The sequence below is a fragment of the Pseudomonas sp. FG1 genome (assembly GCF_034313875.1).
In the GTDB taxonomy this organism is placed as follows: Bacteria; Pseudomonadota; Gammaproteobacteria; order Pseudomonadales; family Pseudomonadaceae; genus Aquipseudomonas; species Aquipseudomonas veronii.
Genome location: NZ_JAVIWP010000001.1, coordinates 5,184,503 through 5,205,565 on the forward strand (window position 1 = coordinate 5,184,503; position 21,063 = coordinate 5,205,565).

General features: G+C 61.8%; 14 protein-coding genes and 3 pseudogenes. 3 read left to right on the forward strand and 14 right to left on the reverse strand.

The genetic code is table 11. The features are described 5' to 3' along the window. Positions 1–8: 8 nt before the first annotated feature. The 6 genes and pseudogenes from RGV59_RS23570 to RGV59_RS23595 all read right to left on the reverse strand — a co-directional run. Complete coding sequence (locus RGV59_RS23570) at positions 9–839, reverse strand: ABC transporter permease (RefSeq protein ID WP_102618650.1); 831 nt, start codon at positions 837–839, stop codon at positions 9–11. Continuing rightward, positions 836–1,759 carry an ABC transporter ATP-binding protein gene (locus RGV59_RS23575; protein WP_102618651.1) on the reverse strand — a complete coding sequence of 308 codons (924 nt, stop codon included), beginning with the start codon at positions 1,757–1,759 and terminating at the stop codon, positions 836–838. The genes RGV59_RS23570 and RGV59_RS23575 overlap by 4 nt, the downstream gene beginning before the upstream one ends. Further along, positions 1,759–2,997, reverse strand: a complete 1,239-nt coding sequence (locus RGV59_RS23580) for a nitrous oxide reductase family maturation protein NosD (RefSeq protein WP_057006108.1) — start codon at positions 2,995–2,997, stop codon at positions 1,759–1,761. Before RGV59_RS23580 ends, RGV59_RS23575 begins: the two co-directional genes overlap by 1 nt. Before the next feature lie 208 nt (positions 2,998–3,205). Beyond that, positions 3,206–5,107: a TAT-dependent nitrous-oxide reductase gene (gene nosZ / locus RGV59_RS23585; RefSeq protein WP_017849334.1), complete on the reverse strand. Its 1,902-nt coding sequence runs from the start codon at positions 5,105–5,107 to the stop codon at positions 3,206–3,208. Positions 5,108–5,118: 11 nt separating this feature from the next. Further along, positions 5,119–7,251, reverse strand: coding sequence for a transcriptional regulator NosR (gene nosR, locus RGV59_RS23590; protein ID WP_017849335.1), 2,133 nt, complete (start codon positions 7,249–7,251; stop codon positions 5,119–5,121). 134 nt (positions 7,252–7,385) lie between these two features. Next, positions 7,386–8,351, reverse strand: a pseudogene (locus RGV59_RS23595) (sigma 54-interacting transcriptional regulator); the annotation flags it as partial. A gap of 208 nt (positions 8,352–8,559) precedes the next feature. On the opposite strand from RGV59_RS23595, the pseudogene RGV59_RS23600 reads away from it, so the two are divergent. The 3 genes and pseudogenes from RGV59_RS23600 to RGV59_RS23610 all read left to right on the forward strand — a co-directional run. Next, positions 8,560–9,015, forward strand: a pseudogene (locus RGV59_RS23600) (hemerythrin domain-containing protein); the annotation flags it as partial. A 132-nt stretch (positions 9,016–9,147) separates the two neighbouring features. Beyond that, positions 9,148–9,834, forward strand: a complete 687-nt coding sequence (locus RGV59_RS23605) for a Crp/Fnr family transcriptional regulator (protein ID WP_046489199.1) — start codon at positions 9,148–9,150, stop codon at positions 9,832–9,834. Beyond that, positions 9,831–10,022: a hypothetical protein gene (locus tag RGV59_RS23610; protein WP_017849339.1), complete on the forward strand. Its 192-nt coding sequence runs from the start codon at positions 9,831–9,833 to the stop codon at positions 10,020–10,022. Before RGV59_RS23605 ends, RGV59_RS23610 begins: the two co-directional genes overlap by 4 nt. On the opposite strand, the gene RGV59_RS23615 is transcribed toward RGV59_RS23610, so the two are convergent. The 8 genes and pseudogenes from RGV59_RS23615 to RGV59_RS23645 all read right to left on the reverse strand — a co-directional run bounded on the left by RGV59_RS23615 (position 10,016) and on the right by RGV59_RS23645 (position 21,058). Beyond that, entirely contained in the window at positions 10,016–11,857 is a 1,842-nt protein-coding gene (locus RGV59_RS23615; protein WP_017849340.1) for a nitric oxide reductase activation protein NorD, read from the reverse strand. The genes RGV59_RS23610 and RGV59_RS23615 overlap by 7 nt on opposite strands. Before the next feature lie 65 nt (positions 11,858–11,922). Then, the gene (locus tag RGV59_RS23620; RefSeq protein WP_046383075.1) at positions 11,923–13,344 is read right to left on the reverse strand and encodes a cbb3-type cytochrome c oxidase subunit I; all 1,422 of its coding nucleotides are present in this window, start codon (positions 13,342–13,344) and stop codon (positions 11,923–11,925) included. A gap of 3 nt (positions 13,345–13,347) precedes the next feature. After that, entirely contained in the window at positions 13,348–13,788 is a 441-nt protein-coding gene (locus RGV59_RS23625) for a c-type cytochrome (protein WP_017849342.1), read from the reverse strand. 141 nt (positions 13,789–13,929) lie between these two features. Further along, positions 13,930–14,364 (reverse strand): DcrB-related protein, encoded by a 435-nt coding sequence (locus tag RGV59_RS23630; protein ID WP_046489201.1) that lies wholly within the window; start codon positions 14,362–14,364, stop codon positions 13,930–13,932. Between the two features lie 15 nt (positions 14,365–14,379). After that, complete coding sequence (vgrG, locus tag RGV59_RS23635; protein WP_322247060.1) at positions 14,380–15,798, reverse strand: type VI secretion system tip protein VgrG; 1,419 nt, start codon at positions 15,796–15,798, stop codon at positions 14,380–14,382. 159 nt (positions 15,799–15,957) lie between these two features. Next, positions 15,958–16,056, reverse strand: a pseudogene (locus RGV59_RS31850) (hypothetical protein); the annotation flags it as partial. A gap of 128 nt (positions 16,057–16,184) precedes the next feature. Further along, a complete protein-coding gene (locus tag RGV59_RS23640) occupies positions 16,185–16,748 on the reverse strand; it encodes a hypothetical protein (protein ID WP_126586899.1) in 564 nt (187 codons plus the stop codon). Beyond that, positions 16,748–21,058, reverse strand: a complete 4,311-nt coding sequence (locus tag RGV59_RS23645; RefSeq protein ID WP_260473900.1) for an RHS repeat-associated core domain-containing protein — start codon at positions 21,056–21,058, stop codon at positions 16,748–16,750. The genes RGV59_RS23640 and RGV59_RS23645 overlap by 1 nt, the downstream gene beginning before the upstream one ends. Positions 21,059–21,063 lie beyond the last annotated feature (5 nt).

A 21,063-nucleotide genomic window follows, 5' to 3' on the forward strand; every position in this document is an offset into this window, starting at 1 on the left:
AAAAATCCTCACGCCGCGCGGCGGCGGAACAGCCCGTAGGCCAGCGCCAGCGGCACGGCCACCCACGCCAGCAGGCACGCCCACAGGGCCAGCGGCGGCACGTCCAGGTCCGAACCCAGGGCCATGACCCCGACGGAGTGGGTGCCCGTACCGAAACCCGAGAGGTTGATCAACCGATACACGTCGGTGGGGTTGAGCAGCAGCAACCAGGGCAGCCCCTGCGGGTTGAACTGGCCTTTGCTGAGCACCAGCAAGGCCAGCAGCGCCAGGTCGAAGACCAGCACGAAGAAGAACCACACGCCGAGCGCCAGCCCGGCGGCGGTGGATTTTTCCGCGCACAGGCTGCTCAGGCCATAAGCCAGCCCGAGAAAGCACCAGCCAAGCAGGGCCGAGGTCAGCATGAACCGGCCAAAGGCCCAGAGCAGCATGGCGAAGTCCACGTCGTCGACCAGCAACGCAATGGCGAGCATCGCGCAGCCGAAGCCGAGGACCGTGGCCAGCGCGAGGATCAGCCCATGGCCGACGAACTTGCCGAGCAGGATCTGCCCGCGCCCCAACGGATAGGTGAGCAACAGCAACAAGGTGCCGCTCTCGTCTTCGCCGACGATCGCGTCGTAGGCCAGCAACAGCGCGATCAGCGGCATCAGGAACGTCGCCAGGCTGGCCAGGCTGGCGATGGTCGCCGGGATCGAGGTGAAGCCCAGTTGCCCGGCGGCGGCGGCGCCCAGCCAGGCGATGCCGATGGCCAGCACCGCGAACAACAGGCTGATCGCCAACAGCCAACGGTTGCGCAGGCCGTCGCAGAACTCTTTGCGGGCCATGTTCCAGATCGGGTTCATAAGGCCGCCTCCTGTGCCGTGACCATCGCGCTGTCCATGTAATGCCGGTAGATGTCTTCAAGGGACGGCGGCAGGATTTCCACGTCGCTGGGGCTGTCCTCGGCCAGCAGTTGGCGCAGCAGTTGCACCTTGCTGCCGTTGTGCGCCGCCACTTGCAGCCCTTCGACGCCCCAGCGCCGGGTGACATGGCCGGCGGCGCTCCAGCGTTGTTGCAGCGATTCGACGCGCTGCAAGCCGCAGGTGCGGATCAGCGTCGGCAAGCCGGCCTCGGCGCGCAACTGCGCCAGGCTGCCCAAGGCCAGCAGGCGGCCCTGGGTCAGGATCGCCGCACGGTTGATGTGCGCCTCGACGCCCGGCAGCACGTGGGAACACAGGATGGTGCTGGTGCCGGCCGCACGCAGGCGGTCGAGCAGGCGATACAAGTCCTGGGTAGCGAACGGGTCGAGGCCCACGGTGGGTTCGTCGAGCAGCAACAGGCGCGGCTCGCCGAGCAAGGCCTGGGCCAACCCGAGGCGCTGGCGCATGCCCTTGGAATAGGTCTTGACCCGCCGCCCTGCCGCCGCAGTCAGGCCGACGTCGTCCAGCAGGCTGTCGACCTGATGCATCGGCGCGCCCTTGAGCCGGGCGAAGTGACGCAGGGTTTCGACGCCGCTCAACTGTGCATAGAACGTGACGTTTTCCGGCAGGTAACCGAGCCAGCGGCGCACGTGGGGATCACTCGGCGCACGGCCGAACACTCGCACCTCGCCGGCGCTGGCGCGCAGCAGACCGAGCACCAGCTTCATCGCCGTGGTCTTGCCCGCGCCGTTGTGCCCGAACAACCCCAGGACTTCGCCGGGGGCCAGGCTCAGGTCCAGGTCGTGCAGTACCGTGGCACGCCCATAGCGCTGGCTGACGCCTTCGATCTCGACGACATTCATCATGCAGGTTCCTTCTGAGTGGGGGCTTGCATCAGGGGGTGGCTGTCCATCACACCCGGCGACTTCATCACCGGAAACGCACGTTGCACCCAGCGCAGCAACTCGATGCCGGGGCTGTTCATCAACAGCCGCACCTGGGGGTACAACCACAGCAGGCGGTCGACGTTGTCGTTCGGCTCATACGCCACATCGCCGAGGCCATCGCCGTTGCGGTCCCAGCCGAGGTAGTCGCTCCAGTAGTTGCCCCGGCCGTCCGCCGACCATTCCTGCAAGCGACTGGCGACGTATTTGACCTGGCGCTGGTTGTCGATGAAGGCGTTGCCGGCGATGCGGTTGTCTTCGGAGCCGGCGGTCAGGTGGATGCCCACCGCGCTGCGCGCGAAGCGGTTGTTTTCGATGCGGTTGAACAGCGAGTTGTAGATGAACAGTGCCTTGCCTTCGCCGCCGGCGATCATGGTGTCGCCGGTGGAGCCGTCGCGCACATCGGTGACGACGTTGTCCTGCAAGGTCGAATAGGTGATGTAGTTCATCAGGATGCCGTAGTTCTGGTCCTGCTCGGAGCGATTGCCGATCACCGTCAGCTTGCGGCTTTGCATCAACGCATAGCCGGTGCGGGTGCGGCGGGTGGTGTTGCCCAGGACCTGGTTGTCGTTGGCAAACATGTAGTGGATGCCGTAGCGCAGGTCTTCCAGGGTGTTGCCTTGCAGCAGGTTGCCGTTGGAGGTGTCGATGTAGATGCCGTCGCGGGTGTCGCGCACGTGGTTATCGATGACGCGGGCACCGTGTACCGCGTACAGGTGAATGCCGTTGCCCCGGTCCTGCGAACGTACCGAGGTGTCACCCTGGATGCGGTTGCCGATCACGCTCACGTCCTGGGTGCCATCGACCCAGATGCCAAAGCCCTGGCCTTGCAGGCGGTTGCCCAGCACTTGCGCGCCGCGCGCCTGGGGCTGGATGAACACAGCGGCGTTCATGGCCGTGAGGTCGTCGCCCCAATCGAGGAATGTGCAGCCTTGGACGCTGACATCCGGCGCGCTGATCAGCAGGCCGTTGCCCTGCCCTTCGGCCTGGAAGATGGCGCCGGGGGCGCAGGTCAATTGCAGCGGTTGGTCGATGCGGAACGAGCCCCGGTACTCGCCAGCAGGCAAGCGCCAACGGTTGGGGCCGTCGGCTTGCAGGGGTAAGTCGGTGATGGGGCGAACGGCGGCGACCGCTCCCGCCGAAGCCACTATCAGCATCACCAGGATGACGAGTGATCGAGCCACGATGATGTCCTCTTAAAGGAAATGCGGCTAAAAGTGGGAGGGACGGTGCGACGATTCGACTTGCTCCCGATGAGGGTGTGTCAGTTGATGCATCTGTGACTGATTCACCGCCATCGGGAGCAAGTCGAATCGTCGCACCGTCCCTCCCACATTTGCCTTGTGTCGTTTCTCAAACAGCGTGTCAGGCGGGCTCGACCTTCATCCGCCCGACCATTTCCATGTGCAGGGCATGGCAGAACCAGCTGCAGTAGTACCAATGCAGCCCGGGCTTGTCGGCAATGAACGTGATCGACGAGGTCTGCTGCGGGCTGATTTCCATGCTCGCGCCGTGGTTGACCATGACAAAGCCGTGGGTCACGTCTTCGATCATGTCGATATTGGTGATGGTCACGGTGACTTCATTGCCCTGTTTGACGGTGAACTCCGAAAGCCCGTAGGCCGGGGCCATGGAGGTCATGTACACGCGCACTTTGTTGCCGTCGCGGATCACCTTGCTGTCGGTTTCCAGGTTGATCCCGTCCTTCTTGGCGATGGCCACCGTTTCGGCGAAGAATGGATCGTTGCGCTCCCAGATTTTCTTGGTCTTGATCTGGTCGCGACGCGCCATCACACAGTCATGGGGCTCGGCGAAGGCCGGGCCGTCGTGGACCAGTTTCATTTCATCGCCGGAGATGTCGATCAACTGGTCGTTTTCCGGGTGCAGCGGGCCGGTGGGCAGGAAGCGGTCCTTGGAGAACTTGCTCAAGACCACCAGCCACTGGCCGTCGGCGTCGCGGGTTTCGGTCAGCGACGCATGGTTGTGACCGGGCTGGTACTGCACATCGAGCTTCTGCTTGATGTAGTTGACCTTCTCGCCGCCATAGGCACGGATGGCCTCGGCGATGTTCCACTTGACCACCTGGCTGTCGATGAACAGCGTGGTGTAGGCAAAGCCGCGTCCGTCGTAGGTGGTGTGCAGCGGGCCCAGGCCCAGCTCCGGTTCACCGACCACCACACCGCGCGGGTCGCTGATCTTGCCGCTGAACAGGTCGTCGAGTTTGTCGATGGCGATGATGGTGCAGGTCGGCGACAGCTTGCCGTTGGCGATGAAGTACTTGCCATCCGGCGAGGTGTTGCAGCCGTGGGGGTTTTTCGGCACCGGAATGTAGCGGGTGAACTCGCTGTCCTTGCCGTCCTCGGATTTGCGTCCGTCCACCACCGGCACCTTGACGCCGTCCACATTGATGAACTTGCCGGCCTTGATCGCCGCTTCGATGCGCGGGATGTTGAACACCACCACCCAGTCGCGCTCATTGCGCATCATGCCGGCCAGGTCGGTGGCCTTTTCCGAGTTGTAGCAGGTGGCCGCTGCGTACTTGCCGGTGTAGTCCATGTCGGCGTTGTCGAGGTTGCCGTCGACGATCACCTGGAAGGCCATCTCCATTTTTTCCGCATCGATGGCGTTGAACATGGTGAAGCTGTTGCGATCCTGCAGGTCGAAGTTTCGGCCGTCATTGGGGTGCGGGATGATGAATTCGGCGTTGCAGAACACGTACTTGGTGTAGGGCACCTTTTGCAGGCGCAGGCCGTGGATGGCCTGGACGTTCGGTACGGTGAGGATTTTGTCGCACTTCATGATGTCCAGGCGGATGCGCGCCACCCGGCTGTTGGCCTTGTCATTGATAAACAGGTACTTGCCGTCGTAGTGGCCGTCGGTGGTGGACAAGTGCGGGTGATGGCAATCGCCGTTGGAGTACTTGGCGCCCTCGCCGAGGATGCGCTTGCTCTCGTTGGTCAGGCCCCAACCGGTGGCCGAATCGACGTTGAACACCGGGATACGCATCAGCTCGCGCATCGACGGGACGCCCATCACCCGCACTTCGCCCTGGTGACCGCCACTCCAGAAGCCGTAGTAATCGTCGAGCTGGCCGGGTTCCACATGGATTTTCGATTTGGCGTCCTTGGCCGCCGCCGCGAAGGATTCACGGGTAAACACCGCGCCGCCGAGGGCCGACGCACCCGCCAGTACGGCGCCGGTCACCGCACCGGTGCCGAGGAAACTGCGCCGGGTCAGGCCGTCATGTTTATCGTCTGTATCGTTCATGGGTTGCTCCTTCAAGTGTTGGGATTGATCTGCACTACGGGAATCTGTTCGGGCGCCGCCTTGTTGCGCTTCTTGCGTTTGTTGATCAGCGGCGGGCATTTGTTTTCGTTGTGCCAGGTCATCTGGCAGTCGAGGCAGTAGTGGCATTCGTTGGCGTTGATATGGCCGTCCGGGTGGATCGCCTGGATCTCGCATTCCTTCGCGCACAGCTGGCACGGGTTGCCGCATTCCTGGCGCCGCTTGAGCCAATCGAACAGGCGGAATTTGCTGGGGATCGCCAGGGCGGCGCCGAGGGGACAGAGGTAGCGGCAGTAGACTTTGCGGGTGAACAGGTTGATCACCAGCAACGCCACGGCGTAGAGCACAAACCACCACTGGCGGTCGAACTTGAGCGTGATGGCGGTCTTGAACGGTTCCACTTCGGCAAAGCGTTCGGCGGTGGCCATGGATTCCAGGGAGAGGCCGAACAGCACCAGCAGGATCAGGTACTTGATCGCCCACAGCCGTTCATGCACCGCGAAGGGCAATTCGAACTGGCGGATCTTCAGGCGGCGCGCGGCCTCGTTGAGCAGTTCCTGCAAGGCCCCGAACGGGCACAGCCAGCCGCAGAACACCCCACGCCCCCACAACAGGATGCTGGCGGCGGTGAAGACCCAGAGCATGAAGATCAGCGGGTCGGTGAGGAACAGTTCCCAGCGGAAGTCCTGGACCAGCGCATGCACGAAGGTCAGCACATTGACCACCGACAACTGCCCCAGCGCATACCAGCCGATGAACCCCACGGTAAACACCAAGTAGCCGCGGCGCAGCCAGTGCAGCAGGCGCGGGCGCCGGGCCAGGCTGTCCTGCAGGAACAGGATTGCGGTAAGCAGCAGCAGCGCGACGCCGAGCACCATGACCTGCACCTGTTTCTGGTACCAGATGCTCAACCACAGTGGGCGGCTGGCCTCATCCAGCGCGGCTTGTTCGGCGGCGGTGGGCAGCGGCCGTTCCAGGTACTGTTCGGGCATCTGGTAAGGCAATTCGAAGCTGCTGAACGTGCCGCTGACCGGGCCGGTCTGGCGCCGCACCAGCAGTTCCAGGGTCCAGGGCGAGCCTGGGTCGAAGCCGGCCTGCGGGCGCACGATGAATACCGACATCTCGTCGAAGGCCGGGATGCCCTCGGCGTAGACATCGTCGATGCGCTGGTGGTCGAGGTCGCGGAAGCTGATCACGTTGCCGAACTGGCGCAACTGCACCCGGTCGAAAATCCCGCCGCGCACATAACCCGAGCCCTTGAACGAAAACAGCCCACGGCCGAGCACGGCGATGGCCTGTTCGCCGGGTTTGAGCCCCTGCATCAGGGTGCGGTAGTGCTCTTCGCCCAGCAGGTTGCGGCCGATGCTCGGCGGGTTGATGTCGGCCACATAGAGGTCGATGAAGGTCTCGTCCGCGGCCTCGGCGCCTTCGGCGGCGGTGTCCTTGAAGGCCGCGTCGACCTGGCCCCGGGTCAAATGCAGGCGGCGGATCGCGCCATTGCCGGTCAATTGTGCCCAGGTGGCGGGGTCAAACCGGTCGGTGCGGATCAGCGCGACTTTCTGCGCGGTCGCGGCCTTGCCGTCGATCAGTTTGAGCCACACCGCCACGTCATGGGCCGCCCGCATCACCACTTCATTGACCACCATCGCGGTCACGGTCGCGCCGGCAATCGCGTCCACCGTCACCGCCTTCGGATCGCTGGAACGCCCGACCACCACGCGCTGGCGCACATCGACGCCGGAATAGTGCGCGGTGAATTCGTGCAGTTTGATCTCGGGAATACCGATCAACAGGATCGGCTCGTGGTGTTCCAGTACGTAGGCATCGCGGATCACCCCGGCGGCGTCGAGGATCACCAGGGTATTGATCGGTTTGCCTGAATACGCCGGGATCGCCACCACATCCAGGCTCTGGAACACGTAGCCAATGGGCTTGCCGGCAGTCGAAATGGTCCGCACCTTGAACGGACCGTCGGGTGCGGAGACCGCATCCTGGGCGGGGAAAGCGCGTTCGATACGCTGCTGTTCGATGTCGCCGTAAGGCCGGGCCTGGGCGGTGAAGCTGGTGATGAGCAACACCACCAGCAGCGTCAGCCAGTGGCGTGTCAAGCGCGCGGAGCGAGTCATGGAGTCCCTTGAGGCGTCGGGCTGAAGATGGGACGGATGGTAGGGGTGGTGATGGCAGGTGGCCCTTGACCAGAATCAAGTCTGGCCGGTAGGTAGTGCGGCAGATACGCACAGCTGGCGTGTTGTCACACCCCTTACTTGAGCTTCAGGCGCCGCGCCAGCTTGTGCAGGTTGCTCGCGTCCACGCCGAGCAAACGCGCGGCACTCGCCCAATTGCCGGCGCAGTGTTCCAGGGCGTGGCGAATGTTCCAGCGCTGGCACTCGTCCACCGCCACCGCCAAGGGTTGGAAGGCCTCGATCGATGACGCGGGCATGGCTCGTTCCACCGCGACGGCGGCCGTGTCCAGGCCCAGAGCGTGCGGTTCCAGGCGGATCACCGAACTGCGCGGTTCGCCACGACTGAGCTGCTTCAACGCGGCGCGACTGATCACATGCTCCAGCTCACGCACATTGCCCGGCCAGGCGTACTCGAGCAGCGCCTGTTGCGCCGCCGGCGACAGTTGCAGGTCATGCAAGCCCAGGCGCTCGCGGTTGAGCTCAGCGAAATGCCGCGCCAGCAGCAACACATCCTCGCCACGCTCGCGCAACGCCGGGATCGGCAGCGGGTACACCGACAGCCGGTGATACAGGTCGGCGCGAAACAGGCCGTCACGCACGCGGTCGGGCAGGTGGCGATTGGTGGCGGCGATGATGCGGACATCCACATGCAATGGCCGATCGGCGCCCAGGCGTTGGATCTCGCCATTCTCCAGGGTACGCAGCAGCTTGGCCTGGATGCTCAAGGGCAATTCGCCGACCTCATCGAGGAACAAGGTGCCGCCGTTGGCCGCATCGAACCGCCCGGCGCGGTCGTGGGTGGCGCCGGAGAAGGCGCCCTTGACGTGACCGAACAGCTCGCTTTCGGCCAACGCCTCCGGCAGCGCCGCGCAGTTGACCTGCACCAGAGGCTTGTTGCCGCGTTGCGACAGGCGATGCAGGCGCCGCGCGAACAGCTCTTTGCCGACCCCGGTTTCGCCGAGCAACAACACCGGCAACTGCGTTTCGGCCAGCAACGCCAGCTCGTCGAGCAACTCCTGCAACACCGCGCTCTGGCCGAGGATGCCGTCGAGCGGCGCGGTCATTTCGACCCTCCTGGGGTTCAGAGCACCCTGGCAGCGTGTGGTCATGATTACCTTACTCCGGGATAAATCGTTACTTTTCAATGCGTTAAAATTGGCACGCTGCCTGCAATCACTGGTTCATACCCGTACTGCCGATGAGGAAAGCCCGATGACCGTGAGCGACTGGAACACCCAAACCCAGGACCACTTGATCGACCATCTGCTGGCGCGCTACCACGCACGTCATCGCGAGCAATTGCCGGAACTGGTCCGCATGGCGAGCCGCGTCGAACAGGTCCACGGTCAGCACCTGCAATGCCCCAACGGCCTGGCCGACCTGCTGCTCGACATGCAGCAGGAACTGGAGAGCCATATGCTCAAGGAGGAACAGGTATTGTTCCCGATGCTGCAAATGGGCATGGGGCCGCAGGCGTCGACGCCGATCCAGGTGATGCGCTACGAGCACGACCAACACGCCGAGGCCCTGGAGCAGTTGTTGAGCCTGACGAACCAGATCACCCCGCCGGCCGAGGCCTGTAATACCTGGCGCAGCCTGTACCGCGAGCTGAGCGCCTTCCATGCCGACCTGCGCGAACACATCCGCCTGGAGAACGACATATTGTTTGCCCGGGCCGCGCCCAGCCTCGCCGCGGCCCGCGCATAGCGCACTTTCACAAGCGTTCACTGCGACGATCGTGCAGCGTTGCCTGTGCGCTGCCCTTGTCGTAGATCAAGTACGGCCGACGCCAACAGGATTAACCTTGGGTATCCCTTCCCGATATTCCCCGAGGTCAAGATGGTGCTCCATCGTGTTCATCACCAGATCCTGCGCAGCCACCACTTGTTCGAACCCCTGGACGAGGCGCAGTTGAACGAACTGATGAGTAGCAGCCAATTGCTCAGTGTCGACAAAGGCGAACCGCTGTTCCGCCAGGGCGAACCGGCCGATGCGTTCTACTTCGTGATCGCCGGCGCGGTGAAAATCTACCGCCTCACCCCGGACGGCCAGGAGAAGGTGTTCGAGGTGATCGGCGAACGGCAGACCTTCGCCGAAGCCATGATGCTGATGGATACGCCCAACTACGTAGCGTGCGCCGAAGCGGTGTGCCCCACGCAGTTGTACCGGCTGTCCAATCTCACCTACATGCGTTTGCTGCAGAGCAACAGCCGCCTGACCTTCGCCCTGCTCGGCAAGTTGTGCGTGCGCCTGCACCAGCGGGTCAACGAGATCGAAACCCTGTCGCTGAAAAACGCCACCCACCGTGTGGTGCGCTACCTGCTCACGCAACTGGTGCGCTTGCAAAGCACTACCGACTGCAGCTTCGAGCTGCCGATGGCCAAGCAACTGATTGCCGGGCACCTGTCGATCCAGCCGGAGACGTTTTCGCGGATTATCCGACGCTTGATCGACGAGAAAATCATCACCCAGGACGGCCGGCAGATCGCAATTCTCGACCGCCCGCGCCTGGAGCAATTCGAGTGAAAACCTGCCTGGTCTGCCAGCACGGCAATGCCGTGGAGCGCGACCTGTGCGAGCGTTGCGCCACACCGCTGCCCGAGGCCCACGCCAGCACCCAGGCGCGCCGACTGAAGCGTTTCCAGTGGTTCTGCCTGGGCCTGACGCTGTTCTGCGTGGTGATGTTCTTCTGGTTGCCCAGGGACTTTTACTGAGTCTCGGTCAACTGCCGATACAGCTGCGGCAGGCGTTGCGGTAATTGTTCGGGGCGATGGATCAGGGTAAAACCATGGGCGCCGAACATGTACGGCAGATAGTCGCCGGCCTGTTTGTCGATGGTGATGCAGAACGGAATCAAGCCCTGGCGCCGCGCTTCGACCACCGCCTGGCGCGTGTCCTCCACGCCATAACGTCCCTCATACAGGTCCAGGTCATTGGGCTTGCCGTCGGTGATCAACAACAGCAACTTACGCCGCTGCGGGCAGGCGCCCAGCAACTGGGTAGCCTGACGGATAGCCGCGCCCATGCGCGTGTAGTAGCCCGGCTTGAGGCCCTGGATCGCGCCGCGCGTGCGGTCGTCATAGGCTTGCTGGAACGTTTTGAGCACCTGCAAGCGCACCTGGTGCCGCCGCAGTGAAGAAAACCCATACAACGCAAAGCGATCCCCTGCCCCGGCCAGGCTTTCGCCGAACAGCAGCAGGCTGTCGCGTATCACATCGATGACCTTTTGCTCATCGTTGACATGGGCATCGGTGGACATCGACAGATCGGCCAGCAACAGGCACGCCAGGTCGCGGTGGGTGTGGCGTTGTTCAAGGAACAGCCCGCGTTCGGCGCAGGCGCCCTGCTGGCGCTGCACATGAAAATCCAGCCAGGCCTGCAGGTCGACCTCTGACCCCTGGGGCTGCTGGCGCTGCCATTGGCGGTCGGTGCGCAGGCTCTGGAATTGCCGGCGCAAGCGCTGGGCCTGGGCCTGCAACCGCGCGGGCAAGGGTTGCGGTGCGTCGCAACGCGGCTGCATCAATTGCAGGTTGACGAAGCCTTCCTGCAAGCACTGCCGGCGGTAATCCCACTCGGGCAACTTGATGCCGTCGCCCAAGGGGATGTCGTCGACATCGGCGGGCGGCAGATCCAGGTGCAGCTTGAGCCCGCCGCTCTTGCGCACGCGCTGGCGCGACAGGCTCAACTGGTCGAGGTCTTCGGCGACGCGGGCGGCGTCCGGGTCCTGGCTGTCGTCGGACCAGCGATCGAGGTCGACGTGTTCGCTCCAACTGAACAGGTTTTCCAGGCGCACCACCAGCAGGCCGCCATCGCGGCTCGCGTCGTCAACGCGGGTGGCACGCTTGGGCCCGCCTTGCTGCTCGCCGGGCGGGGCTGAGAGGTCGTCGCCCTCCTCCTCCAGGTCGGTATTTTGCGCGGTGTCCAACTGCAGCGCCGGGTACAGCCATAACGGCAACGGCCAGGCGGCCCGTGAACTGCGCGGCAAGTGACGCACGCTGCCGGGTTCGCGCAGGGCCTTGCGCAAGGCCCGCTCCAGGGCGGCTTCGTCGGGTTTGAGGCTGGCGGGGTCGGGGCGCAGTTGCAGGTGCGCCTCCACCAGGCGTTGGTAGCGCGGCAGCATCGCCGGGTAGCGCTGCAACAGCAGCCAGGTCCAGCGTTGGTTGTCGCGGGCCCAGTGGCTCATCGGCCCGGCGTGGGCCGCGAGCAGCGCCAGCCAGCGGTACAACTCGTGATTCAGCGCCGCGTCGGGAAATACCGCCAGGCGTGCCGGCAAGCGCAAGCGGTTACCGTCGCAGGACGCCAGGGGGGCTTGCTTGCAGGTGCCGGCGATACGCATCAACAGGTTGCGGCGCAGCAACAGGTCGCGCTCGCAGGCCGCCTCCAGCGCCATCCCGCCAGCGCCGCCCAGGGCGCGGAACAACAGGGCCAGGCTGCGCTGATGGTCCGTCAGCGCGACCTGCGCCTCGGGGAAATCGACATTGGCACGGCGGGTGATGAAGCGGTGCCAGACGCTGCCGACCCACTCTTCCAATTCCAGGGTAAAGGCCATGAGCCGTGCTCCAAACGTAAAACGGCCCGCTGTACCAGCCGGGCCGCCGTCTTAGGGATTGACGATCAATACACAATCGGCGCCGGCGCACCGGCGACGGCTTGGCGTTGGCGGAAGCTGTACAGGTAGCAGAGCAGCCCCAGCAGGAACACCACGCCACTGGCCAACCGGGCCCAGAACAAGACGGTCAAATGCTCGACCGTGGCCATGAACGGCAAGGCCACACCGTCCGCCGGCCAGCGCTGCAACCACACCTGCACCACACCGGCTGCGGTGAGGAGCAAGGTGATCATCACCATCGACAGCACCATCAGCCAGAAGCCCCAGATTTCAATGGTCTGCGAACGCGCATCGGGCGCTTCGCCGAGGCCGCGCAAGCGTGGCATGGCGTAGCTGATCAGGGTCATCACGATCATCGCGTAGGCCCCGAAGAACGCCAGGTGACCGTGGGCCGCCGTGAGCTGGGTACCGTGGGTGTAGAAGTTGACCGGTGCCAGCGTATGCAGGAAGCCCCAGACCCCGGCGCCGAAGAACGCCGTCACCGTGGTGCCCTTGGCCCACAAGGTCGCCGCGCGGTTCGGGTGCTGGCGCCGCCGACGTTTGACCATGGTGAAGGCGAACATCACCATCGCCAGGAACGGCAGCGGCTCCAGGGCCGAGAAGATCGAGCCGACCCACAGCCACACCTCGGGTGCGCCGATCCAGAAGAAGTGGTGCCCGGTGCCGATGATCCCGGTGATCAAAGCCATGGCGATGATCACGTACAGCCATTTCTCCACCACTTCACGGTCGACGCCGGTGACCTTGATCAGCACGAACGCCAGCATCGAGCCCATGATCAGTTCCCACACGCCTTCTACCCAAAGATGCACCACCCACCACCAGTAGAACTTGTCACGTGCGAGGTTGCCGGGGTTGTAGAAGGAGAACAGGAAGAACACCGCGAGGCCGATCAGGCCGGTCATCATCACCATGCTGACCGTGGTTTTGCGGCCCTTGAGCAGGGTCATGCCGATGTTGTAGAGAAAGCCCAGGCACACCACCACGATGCCCATTTTGGTAATGGTCGGTTGCTCGAGGAACTCGCGGCCCATGGTCGGCAGCAGTTCGTTATGGGTCAGCTTGGCCAGTGCCGCATAGGGCACCAACAGGTAACCGAGGATGGTCAACACCCCGGCTGCGGCAAACACCCAGAACAGCAAGATCGCCAGTTTGGGGCTGTGCAGCTCGCGGTCGGCCTCCTCGGGTATCAGGTAATAGGCGGCGCCCATGAAGCCGAACAACAGCCAGACGATCAACAGGTTGGTATGGACCATCCGCGCCACGTTGAAGGGGATCAACGGGAACAGAAAGTCGCCCACCACGTATTGCAGGCCCATGATCAGGCCAAACAGCACCTGGCCGACGAACAGGATCAAGGCAAACACAAAGTAGGGTTTGGCCACGGCCTGGGATTGGAATTTCAGATAGGGATTGGCGCTGCGCATGGCTCAGCCCTCCTTGTTGGGTGGCCAGTTATTGGTATCGATCTTCGAGCTCCATTTGAGGAACTCGGCCATATCGTCCACCTCCTGGTCGCTGAGGTTGAATTGCGGCATGGCGCGACGCCCCGGCACCCCAAGGGGCTGCATTTTCATCCAGGCGTGCAGGAACGGCTTGAACCCTTCGTCACCCCCACGACGCTTGAACACATTGCCCAGCTCCGGCGCAAAGTACGCGCCTTCGCCCAACAGGGTGTGGCAACCGACGCAGTTATTACGCTCCCAGACGCTCTTGCCTCGGATCACCGATTCAGTGAGCTGGTCGACATTGCTACGGGCGGGAAAGGTTTGTTCGGTGTGGTAGGTCAAGGCCAGGAAAATCAGGAAGAAGAACACGCTTCCTCCGAAATAGATGTTCCTGGCCATGCCCTTGGTGAAGGTCTCTGACATGGTCGCTTCCTCATGGCTTGGCGGGGGTCATGATAGGAAGGTGGAGGGTGAAAACCGCTTGATGGCGATCAAGAATTGTTGATCGGGTTGGTCAGGTATTCTTGGGGGGATTGAGTAGCAGTCGGTTTGGCTCCGTGTGATTCAGGGTGTGGCGAAGAAGCTAAGCGTGCTCTTTAGCGTTGCCCAGTGAGCCGCTTCGGCGGGCCCGAGGGGTTGGGTCTTGACGTAACTCAACGCGATCAGGCGGCGTGTGCCCGGTAGTTGCAGCGCCAACTGGTACTGGTAAAAGCTGTCGCTGCCTTTGTTGAAACTGTTCTGCACTTCATAGGCATCGACATCCAGTGCGGCCCCCACCTTTATGGCTTGCACTGGCGAGTAACGAAGGTACTTCTCCTGTTGTTCGAGCGTCTTGAGCTGCGCTTCGAAGTTACTTTGCAACGTTTCGCCGTCCGCCAGCGGGCTACGGCTGACGACCAGCGTGGTGCCCAGGTGGGCGAACTTGAGGATATTGATCGAGGCATCCTGTAAGGCTGCATCGGGCAAGGTGAATTGGGCTTCATTGATCAAGTAGTTCATGGTGCAAGTATCTCGTTATTGGCCGGCGCCCGGCTTGTCCGCAAATGTTGATTCGACGGCGTTATGGATAGTGGCTCGCACACCCTGCTGACCGGGTGATGTGCCCTCGTCACTGCCCTGGTTGATATCCAGTTTGCCTTGTGTCTGGATCTTGCTGCTGCCGGAGGAAAACAGATTGAACGAGCCACAGGTCAGGTTGATGGCTCCGTCTGCCGTGAGCTCAATCACACTGTCGCCGCACACTAGGCGAATACTGTCTCCAGCTTCGATGGTATAGCGCGTGGCGGCGCTGTCAGACTTGGCGCCGACCACCAGCGCGGTCTGCGGGCCTTTGACGATGGGGCGATAGGTGTTGGCCAGCGGGCGGAAGCTTTGTTGGGCGTCGATGCAGGTCAGGCTGCTGTCGAACTGCGCCGAGCTTGAACCGCCGCCGCTTTCCAGGCTTTCCTGAACGATGTAATAGCGGCAGCCGACGATCAGGTATTCGCGGTTCTGGTCCTGGCGACTGAAGCCGGTGAGGCTGAACAGGTGGCCGGAACCGAGGCCGCGGGCGTTGCCGTTGAATTCGATTTGTTCATGCAGGGTTTGCAGGGCTTCGATGCGGGTGCGCGCGTAGTGTTCGCCGTCCGCGCTTTGCACGTAGGTGCCGGGGTAGTCGTACAGCGGGTAGTCGCCGGCGGCGTGCGGGCGCGGCATCGCCGAGCGCACGTCGATGCTCGCGCTGGGGCGCTGGAAGTCGTAGTCGTTGAGCTCCAGCGAGCCCGGCTGCACTTGCTGGGCCAGGTGCCAGTTGTACAGGTGGTCGCGTTCGCGTTGCTGCTCGTCCTTGGGGTAGTACGGAATCGACACGTAGCCCGGCACCGTGGCGTGGGCGCCGTAGGCATCGGCCAGCACCAGCACGTGGCGGTCCTGTTCATGGCGAAAGAAATAGTAGATGCCTTCCTGTTCCATCAAGCGGCTGACGAAATCGAAGCTGGTCTCGCGGTACTGCACGCAGTATTCCCACTCGCGGTACGGCCGGCTCAGGGCGTCTTCGAAGTCGGAAAAGCCGAGGTCGCGGAACACCTGCTTGATGATCTGCGGGATGCTCAGGTTCTGAAAAATCCGGCAGTCCGACGTGCGGCTCAGCAGCCACAGCCACGGGCGCAGCGTCACCTGGTAGCTGGCGAACTGGCCCTGGTCGATGCTCTGGCTGCACTGCGCGACGATGCCGTGAAAGTGCCGCTCGCCGTCGTCCGCCAATTGCACGCCGACGCTCATCGGCTTGCCCAGCAACTGGTTGAGGTCGATGTTGGCGTCCAGGGAGGTCAGTTGCAGCTCATAGGCGAACAGCCGGCCCAACTCTTCGCCGCCACCCATTTGATTGAGCAACAGCACGTCCGGCCCGAGGGGACTGGTGATTTTGGCCAGGCGTGAGGTTTGGTTGAATAGCATCGGTTAACCCGTAAATTGCGTAATAGCTGAAGAAACCGGCTGCAAATGTGGGAGGGGGCTTGCCCCCGATAGCAGTGTGTCAGTTGATGCATCTGGTGACTGATTCACCGCCATCGGGGGCAAGCCCCCTCCCACATTTAAACCGCATTCCAACAGTCGTTATTCGGTGTCGCTGAAGTCGTAGTGCAGTTCGTTTTCCCTGCTACTGATCCGCACACCCGCCAGCGCCTTGCCTTCGAGCATGCGCGAGAGGAATTCATGCCCTTCAGGACCGTCTTATTTATGCCTTTTCGCACTCGCTTAAGTGGCCGAAAAATAAACAGACTAAATAACAAATAGACCTATCCCGTCTTACGCGCCTGAGCGATAAGCGCTGAGTGATAGTCTTAGTCATTAGGCATAAGAATCTCACTAATATCAGCGCCTCTTAATTTTAATGATTTTATTGCGCTCTTTATTTCAAGTGCGGTTTCGATGCCGAGAATAATGGCCGGGCTTTTTTCTTTCCCGCTACCGAAGCCAATACTTGTGAAAAACATTCCATATTCTAGACGCTTCCCAGTTTCTTGATAGAAACTCGGGATGGGAACCACACAGTCAAAATATTGACCACACGTACTACAGAGATTTTCCAACTGTTGAGCACTGTATTTGATGATTTTTTGAGGCTGCATCATGAATAGCTGATTTTTTTCATTGACTAATGAAAATCCAACACTCAATTTTAAATTTTCGATGTATTCCTTGAAACGTAGCGACGCGATGAAGCGCCCATCATAAGTTGCACCAATATCAGCTTTGTTTGGTGTTTTAAGTTCTCTAGGCAGATAGTTTTTATCAATGCAGCAACCACAGGTTTTGCAAAAAACACTATCAGGTGCTCCATCAAAAAAGTACGCGTGATTATCTATAGCGCTTAAGTCGTAGGCAATGGTTAAGAACTGAGTCACTACTTTAGCCCCTGGTGTTGTATGAAGAAGTCAAAAACAGCATCTTTGTATTGTGCACCCTTACCTTTGTAGAAGTCAGCAAGCGCTCTGAGCCTTTCAGTCCTGGTGAAATTCAACCGTATTTTTTTGCCGCTGTTACCTCGTTGAGGCCGCATATGCACGGTGCCGCCATTGATGTTTTTTGTTTTTCCGACTAAGAAGTCATTCATATCACGGTGAAGCTGTTTGTGATCAGTGTCGGTAAGTTTCGTCAGATTTTGGTTATGTTTTCCCCCCATGAATTTTGGATCGGAGTGATGCCCATGGTGACCACATGCCCAGCCAAAAGGATCGATCCATGTGACCGGGTTAGGGGCATACTGATAAAGGTTGAACCCACCCATCAGGTCAATAGGGTCGGTTGTTGTAAAGCGGCCTATATCGGGATCATAAAACCTAAACGTATTAAAATGCAGCCCCGTCTCCCGATCCAGATACTGCCCCTGAAACCGCAAATTCTGCTCTTCAATGAAGTAAGGTTCCCGCACCTCCTCCCGCGTATTGCCCCACACCCGATAAGTCGCTCGCCAGATGTCGTGGCCGTCGGCCTCGGTGAGTTGCTCCGGCAAGCCGTTCAGGTCGTTGTGGTAATACCGCACGCGTTGGTGTTCACCTTCACCGTCGACCCTGGCGAGTGGCTCGTAGCTGTCGCCATCGTAGAGATAAAGGCTGGTCTGACTGTGTTTATGCTCCTGCAACAACCGCAGGCCATCCCAGGTGAACCGGGTTTCGCCCAGCGGATAGCCATCGCTGCCGTGTTCAGTTTTTTCAATGCGCCGACCCAACGGGTCATAGACCATCCTAACCACGCTGCCGTTTTCATTACGCACTTCAACCAACCGGCTTTCGGCGTCGTAGGCAAAGCGCTGCAAACCTCGTGCAGCGCTGCGCTTTTCAACCATTCGCCCAAAAGCGTCGTAGGTATAGCGCTTGTCTTGATACGTCAGCAGCCGGTTATGCCGTACCAGGCCGCCTTGTTGTGGCCCGTCGAGCAGGTTGGCCGCCGCATCGTAGGCATAGGTTTCGATCCGGCCTATCTGTTGGCTGACGAGGATACGTCCGCTACTGTCGTAGGCCAGGTGCTCTTGGCGATCGGTACGGCGGCGTCCGATCAGGTTGTCGCTGGGGTCGTAGCTGTAGTGGGTTTCGACCAATGGCGGCAACTGCCACGGCTGGTCGATGCTGCGCCGCTGGCGTGAGCGGACCCGGCCACTGCGGTCGTAGTCGGTATTTGTTCTGAGTTGACCCTGGGTGCGTTGCAGTTCGCGGTGCAGGCGGTCGCGTTCAAAGTCGCTGATGACGTGGCCGTCGAGATTCAGCTGATGCAGGTGGCCGCTGCCGTAGTACAGGCGATTGAGCCAGCGTCCGTCAGGCAAGTGGGTTTGAGTCAGGTTGCCCAATTCGTCGTAATGGTGTTGCAGACACCCCGCCGAGCTGTGTTCTTCAAACAGTTGCCCCAGCGCGTCATAGCTAAAGCCAAGTGCTTGCTCGCGACCGTCGAGAGCGGTGAAGGTGACCGCGACCAGTTGGTCGTTCAGGTCGTGCTTATAAACGGTGGTGCCGTCGGCGGTGACTTTGCTGACCAGGCGCCCGAGCGGGTCGCGTTGGAACTGGTGTGTCAGGGCGTCTACCGGCTCGCCTTCGGTGCCCGGCAGGTAACCGACGGCGACGACGTTATCCAGCGGGTCATAGGCATAGCAGCGCCGACTGTGGTCGAGGTCTTGTTGCTGCACCAGGCGGTCGGCCGCGTCCCACTCAAAGCGATAGCTTTCGCCGTTTTCATTGGTCAGTTTCAGCAGTCGCCCGTAGGCGTCGTGGTCGAAGGTGACGCAGCGGTTGTGCGCGTCCCAGCGTTGTTTGACCTGGCCGCTCCGGTCGTAGGCATAGCGGGACGTGTTGCCGGCGGGGTCGACATAGCCCGTCAGATAACCACTGGCGTTGCGCTGGAAATGCTCAAGGCGCCCGTCCGAAAGTCGGCATTCCAGCAACAACCCTTGCCGGCTGTACTGATAGCGCACCGACTCACCTTCAGCATTGGTGTGCACCACCACATTGCCGAACGCATCGTACTGGTAGGCGGTGGCGTAGCCCGAGCAATCCACCTCCTCGATCAGTTGGCTCCACTCGTCCCAGTGCAGCTTCCGGGTTTTGTCGGTGGCATCGATGATCTGCACCGGCTGGCCGAAATCGTCGTAGACATAACGGGTGCGGTTGCCCAGCGGATCGATCTCTTCGATGCAGTTGCCATGCCGGTCGTAGCGGTAATGCCAACGGTTACCCGCCGGGTCGGTTTCCACTTCGGGCAATGCCCAATGCGCCAGCCACTGGGTGTTGCTGATCCTGGCCAGTGGATCGGTCACTGCGCTCAGGTTGCCGGATTCGTCGTAACTGAAGCGCCACTGGCCGTTTTGCGGATCAATCGCGCCGAGCAATTGGCGATCTTCGCTCCATTCGAACTGCCACGTATGGCCCAGGTTATCGACGTAGCGGGTGATCTGGTACTGCGGGTTCCAATAGCGTGTGCTGACCCGTTTCAGGCCATCGGTAACGCGCGTGATACCGGCATCCAGGTCGTAATCGAAGGTGAATTCATCGCCGGCGTCGGTCCAATGCCGGCTGACCCGCCATTCTTCACCCTGCGGGCCAGACACTGCGCGCCATTGGTAGAAGCAGCGCAAGCCACTCGGCAGTTGGTGTTCGACCATGCGCCGCGCGCTGTCGTAAGCAAAACGTCGTTGGCTCGTGCCTTGTGCGTCGAGGACTTCGGCCAGGTCGCCGTGGGTGTCGTAGCGATAGCTGACCAGCACGTCGCTGCGCCCAGCAAAATGTTGCCGATGCAGGTAACGGCGCTCGATATGGCTCACGCGCCGCGGATGCTCGACGGTGTAGCTCACGTCGACATGCATCAGCGCATGGCTGTCGCGCAGGCGACACAGGCGCCCCTGGGCGTCGTAATCCAGAAAGAGGCGCCCTTCGTTGCGATCACCCAGCAGATACAGGCGCATCCGCAAGGGGTTCAGAGGGTCGGGCTCGAAGAGCCGATACAGGCCGTCGATACTTTCGATCAGGATGGCGCCGTCGGCGCTGCGCCTGACCACAAGGCCTTCGCCGGGGCTGAAGGCGCCGCCTGACAACGGGAGGTAGCCGATGTCTACGCGGCGCCCCTGTTCGTCGATGTAGGTGAGGTGTTCATCTTGATCGATCTCGACGGCGACCTCATAGGCAACGCTCCAGCCGGCGCCGAAAAGGCCGTCGTGGCGTTGATCGAGGCTGCTGTAGAAGCGCTGCCAGTCGATGGGGAGCAGGCCTGGCAGGACGAAGTCCAGTTCTTCTTCGGCGCCGAGGATTTTGGCCCCGGTCGGGCTATGCACCGGGTTGGGCGAACCGTTGACCGCGCTGTTGAGTGCCGAGGTGAGCTTGCCGGTTCCATACGCCACGGCCCCGCCCGCCAGCGCGCCGCCGGCCAGGCACGGCAATTTGCTCCAAAAGCCTTTCACATTGCCGCGTAGCGCAAGCAGCGCGGCAATCGCCAAGCCGACGCCCGGTGTCTTGCCACTGCGAATTTCGCGCACCACGACGGGGTCGCCACCGATACGCACATCGGCAGAAATCAGCCCCTCGACGCTGCCGATCTTGGCGTCACACGTGCTGCGGTCACCGCTGCGTGCGGCCGGTTGCCCGTTGATGAAGACCGAACTGGAACCCTCGGCAATAAATTGCTCGGGCATGGGCGGGTGCTTGGTGCAGGCGACCGTGTCCAGCGGACACGGCACGGTACCGGCAGCGGGTGTGGCGACCGTCGGGCGCCACAGTTGTGAGAAAAATCCCTGTGCGATGTCCAGAAAACGGGGGGCCGGTGGCTCACTGGGCGCGATCGGCACAGCCATCATCTGTCCGGCGGCCCGGGCCGCCGGTTTGCCATTGATGAAAACGTCGTTTGAGCCGCTGGTGATAAAGGCCTCGATCACCGGCGGAAAAACCCAGTTGGCGGCGGTTTCGCACCAACTGGAGATCTTCACGTCAGCCCCCGAGAGCCCGGCGCTGATCCCCACCACCGCGCCGACCGCCAGTCCCAGGGCGACGCATCCAACGCCACCTGTGGCAATGGTCACGCCGGTCGCTGCGGCAATCAGCGCGCCAGCGGCCAGGCAGCCCACGGACGTGATGGCGGCATAGGCGGCGACTTCCAGCACACCGCCGAGAACATCGGCCATCATTGAGGCGTGCAGCAGCGCGTCGCCTTCGCGGGCGGCCCAAAACGCGTCAGTCATGACCA

What these genes read in the sequence shown, in the direction of transcription:
- nosR (WP_017849335.1), bottom strand. Translation starts at nt 7,251, where the DNA reads ATGACTCGCTCCGCGCGCTTGACACGCCACTGGCTGACGCTGCTGGTG.
- RGV59_RS23620 (WP_046383075.1), bottom strand. Translation starts at nt 13,344, where the DNA reads ATGCGCAGCGCCAATCCCTATCTGAAATTCCAATCCCAGGCCGTGGCC.
- RGV59_RS23605 (WP_046489199.1), top strand. Translation starts at nt 9,148, where the DNA reads ATGGTGCTCCATCGTGTTCATCACCAGATCCTGCGCAGCCACCACTTG.
- RGV59_RS23615 (WP_017849340.1), bottom strand. Translation starts at nt 11,857, where the DNA reads ATGGCCTTTACCCTGGAATTGGAAGAGTGGGTCGGCAGCGTCTGGCAC.
- nosZ (WP_017849334.1), bottom strand. Translation starts at nt 5,107, where the DNA reads ATGAACGATACAGACGATAAACATGACGGCCTGACCCGGCGCAGTTTC.
- vgrG (WP_322247060.1), bottom strand. Translation starts at nt 15,798, where the DNA reads ATGCTATTCAACCAAACCTCACGCCTGGCCAAAATCACCAGTCCCCTC.
- RGV59_RS23580 (WP_057006108.1), bottom strand. Translation starts at nt 2,997, where the DNA reads ATGCTGATAGTGGCTTCGGCGGGAGCGGTCGCCGCCGTTCGCCCCATC.
- RGV59_RS23575 (WP_102618651.1), bottom strand. Translation starts at nt 1,759, where the DNA reads ATGAATGTCGTCGAGATCGAAGGCGTCAGCCAGCGCTATGGGCGTGCC.
- RGV59_RS23625 (WP_017849342.1), bottom strand. Translation starts at nt 13,788, where the DNA reads ATGTCAGAGACCTTCACCAAGGGCATGGCCAGGAACATCTATTTCGGA.
- RGV59_RS23645 (WP_260473900.1), bottom strand. Translation starts at nt 21,058, where the DNA reads ATGACTGACGCGTTTTGGGCCGCCCGCGAAGGCGACGCGCTGCTGCAC.
- RGV59_RS23570 (WP_102618650.1), bottom strand. Translation starts at nt 839, where the DNA reads ATGAACCCGATCTGGAACATGGCCCGCAAAGAGTTCTGCGACGGCCTG.
- RGV59_RS23630 (WP_046489201.1), bottom strand. Translation starts at nt 14,364, where the DNA reads ATGAACTACTTGATCAATGAAGCCCAATTCACCTTGCCCGATGCAGCC.